The organism is Aeromonas sp. QDB54, from assembly GCF_027707385.1.
GTDB lineage: Bacteria > Pseudomonadota > Gammaproteobacteria > Enterobacterales > Aeromonadaceae > Aeromonas > Aeromonas hydrophila.
In genome coordinates this window covers 228,266-243,681 of record NZ_JAPCIT010000003.1, presented here as the reverse complement: position 1 = coordinate 243,681, position 15,416 = coordinate 228,266, and the positions used below count along the sequence as shown (strand labels likewise).

Annotated in this window: 14 protein-coding genes; 6 read left to right on the top strand and 8 right to left on the bottom strand. The window is 60.6% G+C overall.

Translation table 11 applies throughout. From position 1 onward, the window contains the following. Positions 1–219 precede the first annotated feature (219 nt). The 3 genes from PG881_RS04635 to PG881_RS04625 form a co-directional block, all read right to left on the bottom strand. A complete protein-coding gene (locus tag PG881_RS04635; protein ID WP_004883082.1) occupies positions 220–495 on the bottom strand; it encodes an EexN family lipoprotein in 276 nt (91 codons plus the stop codon). After that, entirely contained in the window at positions 492–1,436 is a 945-nt protein-coding gene (locus PG881_RS04630; protein WP_004883081.1) for a LysR family transcriptional regulator, read from the bottom strand. Before PG881_RS04630 ends, PG881_RS04635 begins: the two co-directional genes overlap by 4 nt. A gap of 74 nt (positions 1,437–1,510) precedes the next feature. Further along, entirely contained in the window at positions 1,511–2,935 is a 1,425-nt protein-coding gene (locus PG881_RS04625; protein ID WP_028699135.1) for an efflux transporter outer membrane subunit, read from the bottom strand. Between the two features lie 109 nt (positions 2,936–3,044). On the opposite strand from PG881_RS04625, the gene PG881_RS04620 reads away from it, so the two are divergent. The 6 genes from PG881_RS04620 to PG881_RS04595 all read left to right on the top strand — a co-directional run bounded on the left by PG881_RS04620 (position 3,045) and on the right by PG881_RS04595 (position 10,751). Then, the gene (locus tag PG881_RS04620) at positions 3,045–3,680 is read left to right on the top strand and encodes a TetR/AcrR family transcriptional regulator (protein WP_004883078.1); all 636 of its coding nucleotides are present in this window, start codon (positions 3,045–3,047) and stop codon (positions 3,678–3,680) included. Then, on the top strand, positions 3,680–4,846 hold the full coding sequence (locus PG881_RS04615; protein ID WP_023123862.1) for an efflux RND transporter periplasmic adaptor subunit: 1,167 nt from the start codon (positions 3,680–3,682) through the stop codon (positions 4,844–4,846). Before PG881_RS04620 ends, PG881_RS04615 begins: the two co-directional genes overlap by 1 nt. A 22-nt stretch (positions 4,847–4,868) precedes the next feature. Continuing rightward, complete coding sequence (locus PG881_RS04610) at positions 4,869–7,985, top strand: efflux RND transporter permease subunit (protein ID WP_270798216.1); 3,117 nt, start codon at positions 4,869–4,871, stop codon at positions 7,983–7,985. Positions 7,986–8,175: 190 nt separating this feature from the next. Beyond that, a complete protein-coding gene (locus PG881_RS04605; protein ID WP_129324624.1) occupies positions 8,176–8,511 on the top strand; it encodes a DMT family transporter in 336 nt (111 codons plus the stop codon). 12 nt (positions 8,512–8,523) lie between these two features. After that, positions 8,524–9,141, top strand: a complete 618-nt coding sequence (locus PG881_RS04600; RefSeq protein WP_270798210.1) for a DUF3313 family protein — start codon at positions 8,524–8,526, stop codon at positions 9,139–9,141. A 221-nt stretch (positions 9,142–9,362) separates the two neighbouring features. Further along, positions 9,363–10,751: a patatin-like phospholipase family protein gene (locus PG881_RS04595; protein WP_270798208.1), complete on the top strand. Its 1,389-nt coding sequence runs from the start codon at positions 9,363–9,365 to the stop codon at positions 10,749–10,751. Here PG881_RS04595 and PG881_RS04590 read toward each other — a convergent pair. The 5 genes from PG881_RS04590 to parA all read right to left on the bottom strand — a co-directional run bounded on the left by PG881_RS04590 (position 10,744) and on the right by parA (position 15,187). Continuing rightward, positions 10,744–12,702 (bottom strand): relaxase/mobilization nuclease domain-containing protein, encoded by a 1,959-nt coding sequence (locus PG881_RS04590; RefSeq protein WP_270798206.1) that lies wholly within the window; start codon positions 12,700–12,702, stop codon positions 10,744–10,746. The two genes, PG881_RS04595 and PG881_RS04590, sit on opposite strands and share 8 nt — an antisense overlap. 436 nt (positions 12,703–13,138) lie before the next feature. Next, the gene (locus PG881_RS04585; RefSeq protein WP_004883067.1) at positions 13,139–13,738 is read right to left on the bottom strand and encodes a S26 family signal peptidase; all 600 of its coding nucleotides are present in this window, start codon (positions 13,736–13,738) and stop codon (positions 13,139–13,141) included. Then, entirely contained in the window at positions 13,735–14,280 is a 546-nt protein-coding gene (locus PG881_RS04580) for a DUF2840 domain-containing protein (protein ID WP_004883064.1), read from the bottom strand. Before PG881_RS04580 ends, PG881_RS04585 begins: the two co-directional genes overlap by 4 nt. Continuing rightward, positions 14,277–14,552 (bottom strand): hypothetical protein, encoded by a 276-nt coding sequence (locus PG881_RS04575; RefSeq protein ID WP_004883063.1) that lies wholly within the window; start codon positions 14,550–14,552, stop codon positions 14,277–14,279. The genes PG881_RS04580 and PG881_RS04575 overlap by 4 nt, the downstream gene beginning before the upstream one ends. Continuing rightward, positions 14,549–15,187 (bottom strand): ParA family partition ATPase, encoded by a 639-nt coding sequence (parA, locus tag PG881_RS04570; protein WP_004883061.1) that lies wholly within the window; start codon positions 15,185–15,187, stop codon positions 14,549–14,551. Before parA ends, PG881_RS04575 begins: the two co-directional genes overlap by 4 nt. Between the last annotated feature and the right edge of the window lie 229 nt (positions 15,188–15,416).

The following is a 15,416-nucleotide window of genomic DNA, read 5'->3' as shown; positions in this document are numbered from 1 at the left end:
GGATCGGTGCTGGCTTAGTGCCGGTCAAAGACCGTTTGGGGCAGAAAGGTCGATAAGAAAGAATGAATTCGCGCTGTGTCTAGCCAGGGAGTGACTCCGTAAGCGCCGGCGAATATCAGCGTGCCGAACAGAAGATTCAGGCAGACTAGCGAATTGCTGAATTGCTGAATTGCTGAATTGCTGAATTGCTGAATTGCTGAATTGCTGAATTGCTGAATTTCAGAATTTGGGGGATTCTTTGGGCGGTGTGTATGGCGTTTTTCCGTCACCGTAGAACCGCTTACGTGTTGCCTCCGCTACCCGGTTGCAAAGCAGTTCGCCCAAAGTAGGCCGATCCGTCTTGCATTGCTGGCGCAACTTCTTGAGCTGTTCCGGGTCTGCCACCAGCTCTTCTACTGTCGGGGTTTTCTTTTCTGCACTAGTGGCTTTGTGCGGTTTATCAGATTGACCGCATGCGACTAGCATTGCAGCGACGAGCGTGATGGCGAGTCTCATGGCATCAATTCCTCCGGAAGATCGGGATTTCGGCTTTTTGTTGACCTGAGAAACTCTGGCAATTCGATGGCCTGTACTCGCTGAATGAAGCGCGCAAGCTCGTCAAACGGATCGCCTTCAAGTCTGAGTAGATAGGTCGTCAAAGGTGGTACGCGTGTCGAAAGCGGCCTCGCCACGACTCCTGGCTCTCGGGAGGCTGCAATGTGTGCAGCCCCTGTAAGTCCGAGTGCAAAACCGGCAGATACCAACGCCATCATCAGGTCGAAAGTGGTAACCCGCTCGGCAACTAGAGGCTGCATTTCAGCCCGGCTAAGTACTCGCTCAATGTGCTTGGCGTGGCCCTCGCACACTTGAGGATCAGATAGCACTAGCGGGTAGCGCAGCAGTTCATCCAATGGAATTCGCTTAAGAGCCAGCAACGGATGCCGAGCTGGCAGCGCCACCATAAGCGTGTCAGTCCACGCGGGAAGTGCGACGATTCCATCACCTACGTCGTCGGACTGTGCAAAGCCGACGTCATACAGGTCGTCGTGCAATCCTTTGATTTGTTGGGATAGTGGCACCTCAAAAAAGCGAATCTCAACCTCGGGCTCCTCCTCGCGACACAACGCCAATAGGGCTGGTAAGCACAGTAGTGTTGCGCCGTCTGACAAGGCGACGCGGAGTTGTCCATGAAAGCCATTTTTTGCTGCCTTCACGCAGTCCCGCGCCTGTTGCAAGGATGCGAACACCCGAGGTGCGTGCTCCATGAGCATCAACCCAGCTCGTGTCAAACGCGTGCTTCTCGTGTTCCGAATAAAGAGCTGTGCTCCTAACTCCTCTTCGAGTTCTTTGATCGTGCGAGACAGTGGGGACTGCTCAATATGCAGTTTCGCAGCGGCGCGAGCGAAGTGAAGTTCCTCGGCGAGCGCCATAAAACAACGTAGATGTCGAATTTCCATGCGTCCCCTACTAATCGTCGATCTATTCAGTATTTAAAACTCGCTGCCATGCTGCGTTCTTCCAACTCAAGGACTCAGGGTGAAGATTGCAGATTCACATGCTCTGGCGAACCAGAAAGCGCTTTAGCGAGAACACCCCATTGCACGGCTGCGTCGGCGCGAGCACGGACCAGAGCCGCTCGCTGGGACAAGGTGCCACGCTCCGCTTCTGCAACAACGGTCGCATCCACCTGTCCCGCCTCAAAGAGGCGTCGACTGCGGTCAAGGAGTCGATCAGCGACGACAAGACCATCGACCTGATGCTGCAGAGAAGTCCGCTGGGTCTGCCAGCCCAGATAAGCGTTCTCCACATCCTGAAGCGCAAGCAAAACCGTGCGTTCCAGGTCAGCCTGTGCGCCGCGACTGCGTGCTGAGCCCTCGTCGATTCCCGCTTGTATTGCTCCACCGTCAAAGATCGGAAGCGTCACACCCAAGCCCAGAGAGAAAATGTTCCCTGCCACACGTGTTCCGTTGTTCTCGAAGCGTTGGCGCCCACCACTCAAATCGAGCACAAGTTTGGGGAACCGCTCGCCTTCTGCTGCGTTCCATCGCGCCGTCGCCGCTGCAAGACGCGCCTGCGCGGCTCTGACGTCGGGGCGCTGCTGCAGCAATTCGCCTGGCACGCTTCTGGGAGTCCAATCGGGCATGGTGAGAGAGGCAAGCGCAGGACCGCTGCCAAGCGCCCCCGGAATCCGGCCAACGAGCACATCCAAGGCATGCGTTGCTTCGCCGCGTACGCGTCGCAACTGCTCTTGCTCCACCCGGAGGGCGATGACCTCGGAACGCGTGCGTTCAATGTCAAAGCCCGTAGCTTGACCTGCCTTGAACTTCTGCTCTGTCAGACGCTCAAGGCGCTCGGCGACTTGAAGTCGCTCTTTTGCCAGATCTTCCAGCTCTGCCGCCTGCCGCTGCTGCAGTGCAGCGGACACTGTCTCAAAGGCGATCTGCCAACGTGTCGCGAACCAGTTCTGTTCGACAGCAACTGCGTCCATCCGTGCGCCATCAGCGGCATGCGAGAGGCGGCCCGCTAGATCAACTTCCCATGAAGCCGACAGCGGAAGCCTGGCATCGCTGCTGATGGTCGGTGCCAAAGAAAAGTCGCGCGCGCGCGTTGCTTGGGGCGTGAGCGCCAAGCTAGGGAACATTGAAGCGCGTGTACGTCGGGTGATCGCCACAGCTTCATCAATCCGCGCTCTTGCAATAGCGAGATCGGTGTTGTGCTCCAGCGCGTTGCGCACCAGCGCGTCAATCAGCGGATCACCGTACGCCGTCCACCACTCGGCCGGGAGTGCTTGTGCTGGCACCTGCTGCACAGCCAGACCCGCTTCGTTCATGAATTTGGCCGGAACCTCAACGCGTGATGTCTCCACCCTGTGAGGCGAGTGGCTGCACGCGGCGAGAAGCGTGATCGATAGGAATGCAACAGCAGTAAGGCCGCGGCGGGCGTAGGGATCGGACATGTTGAGCCACTAGGTTGTGAATTGAGGAGGCCGTCTTGACGGGCATAGTTCATGGCGTGTACTATACCGTCCAGACGGTTCAAAAATCAAGCATCTTTGGAGTTTCACCATGGCAACTCGTATGAAATCAAGCCCAGAGGAGTCGCATTCGGCGGACAACGGCGCTGAAGCCCCCTCCATCTCTAAGAAAGCGCAACAAACACGGGAGCGCATCCTTCAAGCTGCGCGTGACGTAGTCATGGAGGGAGGTGCCGGGCACCTAACGCTTGACGCGGTCGTTGCACGGGCAGGAATTTGCAAAGGTGCGTTCCTGTACCACTTCAAGACCAAGCGCGATCTGCTCCTCACGATGATTGATGACCAGGTCTCGGCGTTTGATGGCGGGCAGGAAGAGCGAGAGCTGCCATTCGTCGGCGATCCAGACCCTTGGCTATCCAGCCAGGTCTCGGCTATGCCTGACGGCGGGATGCAAAAGATGAGCGCTGCATTGCTGGCGGCCGTGGCTGAAGACCCCACGCTGCTTGAGCCTGTGCGCGGCTGGTACCGCAGGCAGTACGAGAACGCGAGCAAATCTCCACGCGGCACCGATATCGCCGGAATCGTTCTATTTGCCTTGGACGGAGTCTTCCTCGCCGAAATGATGGGTTTTCCGACGTTTGCTGCCGAAGACCTTTCTCGACTCATGCACACCCTCCAGGCGCTCGCCCGCGGCGAACTGGAACTCACCCCTATTGATAAACGCTGATGAAAGGCCTTCCCGTGTCTTGCACTCCCTTTAAATCCCAGTCCTGGCAAATGCAGAAAGTCGGCCTCGCGTTTGTTCTGCTCGCATCGCTTGCCGGCTGTGGTAGTCAGAAGGAGCCTGCTTCCGATCCACCGCGAGCGGTCAAGCTGCTCACGGTGGGGGATGTAGGTTCTGTGGCCAATCGCATTGAATTGAGTGGTCTAGCTCGCTCCAGTGAGCGGAGTACCTTGGGGTTCGAGACTGGCGGGCGTATCAGCAAGCTTCATGTGGACGTGGGAGATCGCTTCTCTCGCGGACAGCTTCTGGCTGAGTTGGATGTTCAGCCCGAGCAACTCCGCCTAGAACAGGCTCGGGCGACACTCGCTGCTGCGGAAGCCGCATTGGCAGACAGAATCGTGCAGACAACGCAGCAAAGGGGGCTGCTTGAGGGCAACGTAATCTCCCCGGCTGCATTCGAGAGTGTGAAAGCACAGTTGGTTGCAGCTGAAGGCCAGGTGCGCAATGCAAAGGCCGCATTCGGCCTTGCCGAGCGTGCGCGAAGGGGGGCCGCCATTCATGCGCCATTCGACGGCGTCGTCGCGGAGAAACTCGCTCTGCCGTTCACAGATATTGCAGCCGGAGCGCCGGTGCTTCAAGTGGATGGACTACGCAGCGGCGTAGAAGTCCTTGCGACTGCATCGACGACCCAGGCGGCAAATATCAAAATTGGGCAGGTCGCCGAACTGCGCCTGAGCGAGTCAGCAAGTCCCGTTCGTGCTTCGGTACAACGCATCGGCTTGCGTGCTGAAAATGGCTCACTTTTACCTGTCGTGCTCGTTCCTCAAGATGCTACTCTTGCGCGCAGTCTTCGACCCGGGTCTGCCGTTCAAGTATTGCTGAAGGCACCGGAAGCGAAGGATGCCTCACCAGATCGTCTGATGCTTCCCTATTCGGCACTGGTGCTCAGTGAGAAAGCAGGACAAGCCGCAGTGTTTGTATATGACGTGACCGGAAAGAAGGTGCACCGCCGGGAAGTGCAATTCCAGAGCGAGCCAGGCGGCGACAACGTTCGCGTTGTGGGCGGCCTGAAGCGCGGCGAGATGGTAGTCGCGGCTGGCGCGAGTTGGCTGACGAACGAGCAACAAGTCACCCCACTCAAGGCCACGACCCAATTGGCCGGACGCTGACCCGCTACAGGAAGACTTCGCTATGAAGATCACAGAAATGGCGCTGCGCGCCAGCAGACTCACCTACCTTGCCGCGGTCATCATTCTTGTTGCCGGCATTGCCACGTTTCTCAATTTCCCTTCGCAGGAAGAGCCATCGGTCACGATTCGAGATGCGGTTGTTGCCGTTCTGAACCCTGGCATGCCAGCCGAACGTGTTGAGCAGTTGATCGCGCGTCCGATCGAGGAGCGTTTGCGGGAGCTGGCCGAGGTCAAGCGTGTAACCACAACCGTTCGCGCGGGCGGGGCCGTCATACAGGTCACGATCTGGGAGCGGTACACCGACCTAGCCCCCATATGGCAGCGCGTTCGCGCGAAGGTTGCCGATGCTCAGCCTCTGCTTCCACAGGGTACGTTGGGGCCATTTGTCAACGACGACTTCGGCCGTGTTGCCGTGGCCTCCATTGCGGTGACCGCGCCGGGCTACTCCATGGGCGAAATGCGTGTGTCGTTGAAAGAGATGCGCGATCGCCTATACGCGCTTCCCGGCGTTGATCGCATCAGCTTCTACGGCTTGCAGGAAGAGCGCGTCTATCTCGAATTTGATCGACCAAAACTAGCCCAGCTTGGATTGACCCCACAAGGGGTGATCGATCAACTCGTTAAACAAAACGTCGTGCTTTCAGGCGGGCAAATCGCCATCGGTGGCATCAACGCTTCGGTGGCTGTTAGTGGAGAGGTTCGCGACGCCGCTTCGCTGCGCGCGTTGCCGATCATGATGGCGCAAGCTCAGGGTGCGCGCGGTGCTTCGCCTGCTCCTTCAATCTCACTGGGAGAGCTTGCGCGCGTGCAGGTACAACCTGCAGATCCTCCCGAGTCTGCTGCAGTCTATAAGGGCCAGCCTGCCGTAGTGATGGCAGTGTCCATGACCTCGGGCCAGAACGTGGAGCAATTCGGCGTAGCCCTCAAATCCCGTGTGGCCGAGCTTGAGAAACTTCTGCCCGCAGGTTTCGAGCTCTCCTATGTGACATTCCAGGCAGACGTCGTCAAACGTGAAATGGGCAAGATGAACCAGGTGATGATCGAAACGATTGTCATCGTGCTCGGCGTCGTCGTCCTTTTCCTGGGATGGCGCACAGGATTCATCGTCGGGATGATCGTGCCGCTTACCATTCTGGGGGCACTGATCGTGATGCGCGCGCTGAACATCGAGCTGCAAAGTGTTTCGATGGCAGCCATCATCATCGCTTTGGGGCTCTTGGTAGACAACGGCATCGTGATTGCCGAAGACATTGAACGGCGCTTGGCAGCCGGTGAAGACCGCAAACAGGCTTGTCTCGAAGCGGGTCGTACCCTCGCACTGCCGCTGCTGACGTCCTCATTGGTTATCGTCATCGCCTTCTCCCCGTTCTTCTTCGGCCAGAGTGCGACGAGTGAGTATCTGCGCTCTCTCGTCATTGTCCTCGCGCTCACGTTACTCGGATCTTGGCTGTTGTGTCTGACCGTCACTCCACTGCTGTGCTACCACTTCACCAAAGTGCATCATCAACCGGCGAATGACGCGCAAACCTACAACACACGCTTCTATCGCGGCTATCGCAAGTTGCTTGAGTGGGTGCTTGACCACAAGGCGATCTACGTTGGTGTGATGACGGGTGCATTGGCCGTAGCTCTGTACGGATTCACGACACTGCCATACGACTTCTTGCCGAAGTCCGACCGAGTTCAATTCCAAATACCGGTGCAGCTCGCCCCTGGAACGGATTCACGGCTCACTCTTGCCAAAGTGAAGGAAGTGAGCGGCTGGCTCGGTGATCAAGAAATCAACCCCGAAATCACGGATCACATTGGCTACGTCGCTGACGGTGGGCCGCGCTTCATCCTTGGGCTCAATCCCCCATTGCCAGCATCGAACATCGCGTACTTTGTCGTGACGGTCAAGGCAGGCACCAACATTGACGTCGTGATTGCCCGAACTCGGGCTTACTTCGCGCAGCATCATGGAGATGTACGCGCAGAGCCTCAGCGGTTCTCGCTAGGCACTACCGAAGCCGGCACAGCCGTCTACCGGGTCAGTGGGCCGGATCATGAGGTGCTGATGAATGCGGCGGCGAAAATTGAGTCCGCGCTACGGGAGCTGCCAGGTACGGCCAACATCAAGAACAACTGGGATACCCGTGTCGGCCGTCTCGATGTTCGGGTCGATCAAGATCGTGCGCGACGTGCTGGCGTCACCACCGACGACATAGCTGCCTGGCTTGGCACCCGCTACATCGGCCAGTCGATCTCTGTGATCCGAGATGGCGATACCAGCGTGCCAATCGTGATGCGCGGGACGTCCAATGATCGGCGCAGCACTGCGGACGTTGGTTCGACGACCATCTATCCAGCGTCGGGTGGCCAGCCGGTTTCCCTGGCGCAAGTGGCCGATGTCACGCTCGCTAGCGAGCCGTCTGTGATCCAGCGCCGCAATCTCATTCGTACAGTCACAGTTCAGGGGCAGAACACCGCATACACCGCGCAAGAGATCGTGGATCACCTCGCACCTCGGATCGCCGCAATTGAACTACCTGCAGGCTATGCCATAGAGCTTGGTGGAGAAATTGAGGAATCGGCTGAATCGAATGCATCGCTCACGCACTACATGCCGTTCGCTCTTCTGGCGATGTTGCTGCTATTCATCTGGCAGTTCAACTCCTTCCGCAAGCTGATCGTGATTCTCGCAACGATTCCCTTCACGTTGATTGGGGTCGTGATTGCACTGAAGGCAACAGGCACTCCTTTCAGCTTCATGGCGACATTCGGGGTGCTTGCGCTGTTCGGAATCATCGTCAACAACGCCGTTCTTCTGCTCGAACAAATTGAACACGGCCTCTCGGAAGGTCTCGCCCGACATGAAGCCCTGGTGGGAGCTGCGATGCAGCGGCTGCGTCCAATCGTGATGACCAAGGTGACCTGTATCGCGGGTCTCGTGCCCCTGATGTTGTTTGCGGGGCCGCTGTGGAAGGGCATGGCCATCGGCATGATCGGTGGTCTCGCACTTGGCACGCTCGTGACGCTTGGCCTGATTCCGTTGCTCTACGAGGTGCTGTTCGGAATGAAGTGGCCGGGCAGCAAACGGAGTCACGAGGCGGTACAACAACCAGTGCAACCGGTCTGATCCCTCAGCGTAACTGTCCACACGCTTCCCCCGATCTCTCTCGTGGCCGGAGAGATCGGGGAGACAGATTCTCGCCATCAGAGAGTTTAAGAAGAAATCAGAAGCAGAGCGAATTGACCGCCTACTGCCTATTCTTTGATGCTTTGATGCTTTGATAATCAATTTTCACTGAATAGATTTGGAGAAATATATGAACCCGTTGTCATGGAATCCATGGTTGGTTCTACTGATTGCCGGCCTGTTCGAAATCGGTTGGCCACTAGGCCTCAAGATGGGTGCGGCCAATGCAGCGATGCGCTACGTGGGGCCGGCGATTGCAGTTGCCTGTATGGCAGCCAGTGGATTTTTCCTATGGCTATCACTCAAGCATATTCCCATGGGAACAGCCTATGCGGTCTGGACCGGCATCGGTTCACTAGGTGCATTTCTTGTGGGTGTGTATGTGTTCGGTGACACGGCTTCCTTGATACGTTGGGCCGGCATTGCGCTTGTTGTCTCCGGAATTGTCTGTTTGAAAATGGGATAAGCGAAACTTTCTATGAATACCTCTATTTCACCGGCCCGGCTCCTTCTGGTGCTAAGCCTTGCTGCGACCTTGTCTGGCTGTGCATCAAACGGAATGACTCGATCAGGGTTTCTTGGTAATTACGATGCATTGGAAAAAACGAAGTACGAGAACGTTTTACTCTTTAAAGCGCCTGGCTTTGAGCCCCGTCATTACCGGGAAATAGTAGTCGAGGGTGCTCAGATAGTGACGGGAACTGGACGCATTGATGGTCTTGACTCGGAGCAAGTGCGTGAGCTTCTCGATCATGTCAACAGTGAACTGCGACATCTCCAAACTAAGTCCGAAGCTCCCGCATCGTCAGGCCGCATACGTGTGCGTGTGGCAATTACGACCATTGAGACGCCCAATAGAGCAGTCAACACCCTAACGACGTTGCTTGTTGGACCAGTGACAACTGGGGGAGCTAGTTTGGAGTTTGAGGCAGTAGATGAACAAACAGATCGTCGGGTGGCTGCTGCTAGCTGCTTCGAGCACGGCAACGCTCTCGCGGATTTCAAAGGCTCCTACACACTGCTCGGGCATGCAAAGTCTGCAATCACCACCTGCCTTGAACGGATCAATAGCGCTTGGAGAAGTGCTGGCTCGTGAATAGCTGCTATTCCATAACTTCGCGCGGATCGCGAGGAGCCTCATCAAGGGGATTCGTAGGGTGCCGTTCTTGTAACGTCTGCAGCATTCTGGAGTGGCTCTGCTTCGTCGCAAAATTGCCGGCGTTTCTCGTTCTTGTCTATTCGAAACGCTGCGTGGTGCTGCTTGCAGAGGTAAAGCGCCTGGAGGTGTGTAAATTCACACGATGGAGTTTGGCCGGTGTGCTGGCAACGGTAGTTCTGACAGGGTGTTCCACTTACCGTCCTTGGATCAACCCGACACTTTCCGACGCCGCCTTAATGTCTCTCGCCGAGAACGACCAACGCATCAGGCCGTCGGAGGTCAACCAACCGGTGGTTGTAGCGGTGACACTGTCAGGCGGGGGCGCTCGGGCGGCGGCCTTCGGCCTGGGCGTGCTGCGCGAACTCAAGGCCACACGCTTCGCGCTAGAGGGCCAGGAGACCACTCTGTTGGATCAGGTGTTCCTGGTCAGCGGAGTGTCGGGGGGCAGCATCCTTGCCGCGCACTTCGCGGCCTTCGGCGATGCCACGCTGACTCGTTTCGAGCCGGATTTTCTGCTTGTGCCTTTTGAGGGGCGACTCATACGTGAAGCTCTGTGGCCTGAGCGTCTTTATAGACTAACTTCACCTTGGTTTGGGCGCAGCCAGATCCTGGCTCAACGCTTGGACGAACTTTTTGAAGGCCGCACCTTTGGTGACGTGCGTCGACGACCGGGCGCGCCCGATCTGATGATCACGGCAACCGACCTCACTACCGGTGCCCCTTTCGATTTCACTACCGAGCAGTTCCGGCTAATCTGTTCCGACCTCGATGCCACGCCGCTGTCTTTCGCGGTGGCGGCCTCGTCGGCAGTGCCGCTGCTGCTGTCGCCCGTAACGGTACGAAACAACGCGAATACTTGTCCGCCGCCTCTTCGATCTTTGCCTATCCGTGGGCAAGATTTCAGATCACGCATCCTGCAAAGCAGCATAGACAGCTACCTCAATGCGCACGATCGGCCCTTTATCCACCTCGTAGACGGTGGTGTCTCCGACAACCTCGGCGTACGTCTGATGCTAGACCGGCTAGTAGCCTCGGGCTCAATGAGCGCCAACTTCTCGGACGTCAAGCCCGGAAGCCTGCGCCGACTCGTGTTGGTGACGGTGAACTCCGAACGCGGCCTGAGCGAGCGCGTGGACAGTAGCGACCGAGTCCCCAGTACGACGCAAGTACTTGAGTCGCTGATCTTCGGTGCAGGCGCTCGCGAGACCCAGGTGACGCTGGCCATGCTTAACGACGACCTGCAGCACTGGCGTTCCGAGATTGTCCGCACCCGTGGCCAAGCGGACAGCCCCTTTGCAGCTGACGCAGAAATCCATGTAGTAAGCGTAAGTCTGAACGACGTGCCGGACGACAAGATCCGGCACTCGCTGCTACGCGTGCCCACAGCCTTCACAATCGAGGCCAAGGATGTCTTGGACCTGCAAACTGCGGGAAGCGAAGCACTGAGGCAATCCGAGGAGTTTCTGGCGCTGATTGAATCTTTAAAAAGAATCTCGACGGGCAAGCAGACAGTGCCTAGGACTCAGCTCCCCTTGATATTTAAGTGATACCGATACCGGGCTTTCGTCCGAGTTCCCAAGAGGCACTTCCGCCGATAACCTTTGCGGCAAGCTGTTGTCCCAGTCGCGGCTCAATTACCGGCCGCCACGGCACAAGGCTGAACCCCATGCCGTCATCGAGCATCGCGTAGCGCCCGCTGGCGAGCATAATGGAACGCCGGTAGATACCGGCTACGCGCTGCCCGTCGGCCACCGGGCGATGCTCTAGGCCGGTTTCCGCCGCAATGTCTTTCGCGGCCTGCACTAGTTCCCGATTGCGTAGCGTGCCCAGCAGGTTGCGCGCGAGGATGACGCGCTGCCCGCGGCGCTGTGCCAGCCCCTGTTCTTCGAGGAAATCGGCTCGCTGCTGTATGGCCTGCTTGGTATCACCGCCAAAGCCCAAGTTGCCCAGCCCACGGCCACCGCCGATCAGTTGCTGGTCAAGCCAAGTCGCGCCGATGACGCGGGCCTGCCGTTCAATAGGAAGGTGTGATTTCAGCTCTACGGCTACATCGCCCAGCCGTTGCGCGTCGTATTGGCGGCCACGCTCGGCCAGGTCGTCCGGTACCTTCCATAGCCCTTCGGCCACGCGCTCCACGATGCAAGCCCGGCGCAGGGCTTCCAGCCGCCGGACATGAGCGGCGACGACTTCCTGCGGGTCGCGTCCGGGCGTAGCCCGGCCCTGCTCGATTACCAGGTGATGATCGGTGCGGTACAGGCCATCGCTCGCCAGCGAGGCGATGTTCTTGTCGGCCGTGCGCACCTCAGTCGAACCCTTCACCTCTACCACAGCGCCCGTGGGATAGTTCGCCAGTTCGTCGCGGGCGTTCAGTGCAACGTAGTGGGCCTTACCGTCCGTGCCGTCGATGATCAGATAGCCTCGGTCGTGCAACTCATCGGCAAGCCCCTTCGCGGCCACGCGGCCGATGAGGCTGCGACCATCGTCGCCCGGCTCGAACACCGCCAGCTCACGCGGCTGGCCGCTCATGGCCCGCTGCATCGTTCGGATGATGTCGCCACGCTCACCCAGGGCACGCAAGGTCTTCTCGGCATCGGCATGAATGGCCCAGGTGCCCAGGCGCTGCAAGCGTTGCAGGCGGCCGATCAGCAGCAGGCGCTGGCGTTGCAACCTCGGCTCGTTGAGCCGTTCGACATGCACCCGGCCATCCTCGCCGGTCTCGCGCTGCAAGGTGCGATCCAGGCTCGTCCACCGCTCCTGTTCCACCTCGCGCCTCAAGGTCTGCTGAATCTCCAGTTCGGTGCGCGGCCCCAGCCACTCGGTCGCCAGCTCGGCGGCGCGATGGCGAAAGCCTTGCGCGATGTAGTCACCCGCGATGATGAGGTCTTTGCCGGTGTCGTCGCGCCCGCGCACGATCAGGTGGGTGTGCGGGTTGTCGGTGTTCCAGTGATCCACCGCCACCCAATCCAGCCGCGTGCCCAGGTCGGCTTCCATGCGGCTCACCAGATGCCGGGTGTAGGTGCGCAGGTCGTCCAGCTCGGCCCCGTCCTCGGGCGAGACGATGAAGCGGAAATGGTGCCGGTCGTCGGCGCAGCGTTCCTTGAAGGCGTCCAGATCGGCTTCGTCGGCCTGTGGCCCGTAGCCCCGGCCCGGTTCGCCATCGCGACCCGCGCCGTCGCGCTCGATGTAGCGCAGGTGCTTGGCGAGCGATTGCGGGCTGGCCCGCTGGTGATTGACCAGCAAGGTCTTGATGGTCACGCGCCGCGACATGGGCATTAGCTTCGCCCCGGCGAAGCGCGCCGCCGTGTGGCCACGTCCGAGCCGAGAGCCGGGCCGCTGGCCGGTGCCAGCCGCGCCAGGACGGCGTACTGCCGACTTGCCGCTGCTGGCTTTGCCGGCCTGCTTGAGCACCTTGGAAACGAAGCTCTGCCCCTGGCCCTTGCCCCGGTTCTTCGGGGCGCTGGGGCGCACGCGAAAGTCGTCGTCGCGGCTGTCGGTCATGGCTGCGCTCCCCGCAAGCTTGGGCGTGTCCTGTCGTGCGAAGCACGCGGACATGCCAGCATTGGCGCGACCCTCGCGCCAAACGCGGCACGGTGGCGAAGCCGCTCCGTGCCGCGTTCCCCCCATGTGCTGACTGGCTTTCGACGCGGCCAGGTGCCGCGTCCTTTTGTCTTGCCTTCCGCCTTTGCCCTTCGCTGTCGCTCCAGGCAACGGCGGCCCGGCGGCGCTGCTGCGTGAACAGACAGCGCGCCGGCGAAAGCGCCAATGGCCGCAGGCCGGGCGCGTTCGAGGCAAGACGCCTGAACGTTGGACGGCTGCGCCGGATGCTGCGCGACGTGCGGTGCGAATGCACCGGCACGACAGGCGCAGCGACACTGAAGCAGCCAGCAGAACGACATGCCCGATGGCACGTCAGAGCGCAGCGAATCGGCGGCCATCATGGGCGTATCTCCGGCCACACCGGATGCGCAACGCCGATCACGGCGGATGCGCTGACCGGGCCGAAATAGCGGCTGTCGAACGATGCTGGATTCGTCACGCTCAACAGGAGCAGTTCGCCCGGTTCAAGGCGGCGGCAAAGCTGCAAGGACGGCAGCGCCCGGCCCAGCCGGTCGGCGGGCAGTACGGCGGCCGAAGGCACGCCGTCGATGCGTACCTGACCGGCGACGATGCAGACGTGTTGCGGCGCGACCGCGCCCACACGTTTGAGCAGCGGAACGCGCGTCGGCAGGTAGCCGCGCTGCGCAGCGAGCGCGGCAGCCGTGGCCGGAAGCGGCACCAGCACGATGCTGTCCACGGACAACGGACGTGGCAGCGAGGCGGTGCGCGGGTCGAACGGGTCAATGCGATACCAGCCGACCGCCACGCTGTCGGACGGGTTGTAGGTCAGACGCGGCAGCGGCGACACGAAAGCCGCCCAGGCCAGCGCAGCGAAGCCGATGGCGGCCAGTGTCGCCAGCACGATGCGAGCGCGCAGGCGTGAGCGAGGACGCGGCGCCACGTCGGGCGCGTTGGGTGTGGTGGTCGGGGCGGTCATGGCAGCACCTTCCCGGCCAGCCAGGCGGTATGCCGCTCGGTGGTGTATTCAGGCAGCGCAAGGCGAGCCGCAAGACGGTTGCCCAGCGTGCGCCAGTACGCCGGCGACACGTCGATGGCAGCGATGCCCAGCGCCTCGATGCCGTCGATGCGCTCCAGCACGGCGCGCACGTTGGCATCGCCTTCGGTGTGTAGGAGCAAGCGCGCGCCCGGCTGAACACCGGGGATGCGCTGCGCCGCGTCCAGCGGTGTGCAAGCCTGCATCACCATGAGTTGCCAGCGGATCGTGCCGTAGTCGTTGGCCTGCCAGCGGATGCGGCAGAGCATCGCGCCCGGCAGGAACACCGCGCAGCGCCGCCAGCGGTCGAGCTGAAGCGTGCGCGCCGGTTCGCCGAAGCGCAGGTAGAGCTTGAAGCGATGTTCGAGGTAGGCCAGCGAAACGCGCGTCAGCGGCACATTGCCGGCCTGTCCGGCGAGTGCCGAAAGCGCAGGCAGCGGCGCAGCCGGTGCCGCGTTCGCGGCAGGCCAAGCGAATGCGTTCATGGTGTGTTCTCCGGCGGAAACTCCCGCTCCAGCAGGCCGCGCAGCAGGTCGGCCACGGTCACGCCTTGCGTGAAGGCCGACACCTTGATGCGCGCCCGCATGGCGGGCGTGATGTCGAGCGTGAGGCGGGCCGTGTAGAGGTCGCCTTTGCCCAGCGCGTCGGCATCGCCCTGACGAATCCACGCCTCGGCGTGCGGATTCGCGGGCGGACGTGCGCCGATGCCGACGCGCTTGCCCGTGCGTTTGCTGTTGGGTGGCTGCTGCGCTGTCATGTCGGCCACCGCAGCAGTTCGTCCACCAGGGCGGTGATTTCGCGGGCGGCGGCACTGTCGGGCGCTGTCTCGCGTGCGAGCCGGCCAGCGGCCACGCTGTCGGCGAAGACGATGCGCTGATGCACCTCCGAGCGCAGCGCGGGCAGCGGCTGTTCGGCGAGCGATTGCCGCGCCTCGCGCCCGATGATGGTGGTGCTGACGCGCCGGTTGATGACGAAGGCCGCGCGGAGCAGCGGCCGGAACACCTGCGCCTCGCGGATCAGCGAAACCATTTCCGAGCTGGCCCAGAGGTCGTAGGGGCTGGGCTGCACCGGGATCAGCACGCGCTCGGCCGCCAGCAGCGCGGAGCGCGCCAAGGCGGCGATGCGCGGCGGCCCGTCGATGATGACGTGATCGGCCCGCCTGGCGAGTTCTGGTGCCTCTTGGTGCAGCGTTTCGCGTGCGAGGCCCACGGCGCTGAACAGCCGTGGCAAGCCTTGCTGGCTTCTGCGCTGCGTCCAGTCCAGGGATGAACCCTGCGGGTCGGCATCGAGCAGGACGACATGCTGGCCGCGCATCGCCAGTTCGCCCGCGATGTGCGTGGCGAGCGTGGTCTTGCCGACACCGCCTTTCTGGTTGAGCAGAGCGAGGATCATGGCGCGGCCCTCCCTGCTGGAAAGCCGGGCTTTACCTGCCGTGCAAAACGCTGTTCGCCGTGCCGTTTCTCGGTTGTCCACCGAAACGGCGCGCTTCTACTAAAAGTTATGTATTTCTTGTTAGGGAAGTTAGAGGGGCCGCAAACCCGCGCCGTTATTGGCTTTCCGGCGTTTTCGTACTCCTGATAGCACGATAGGCGTACTCCCGATAGCACGATACCCGGTACTC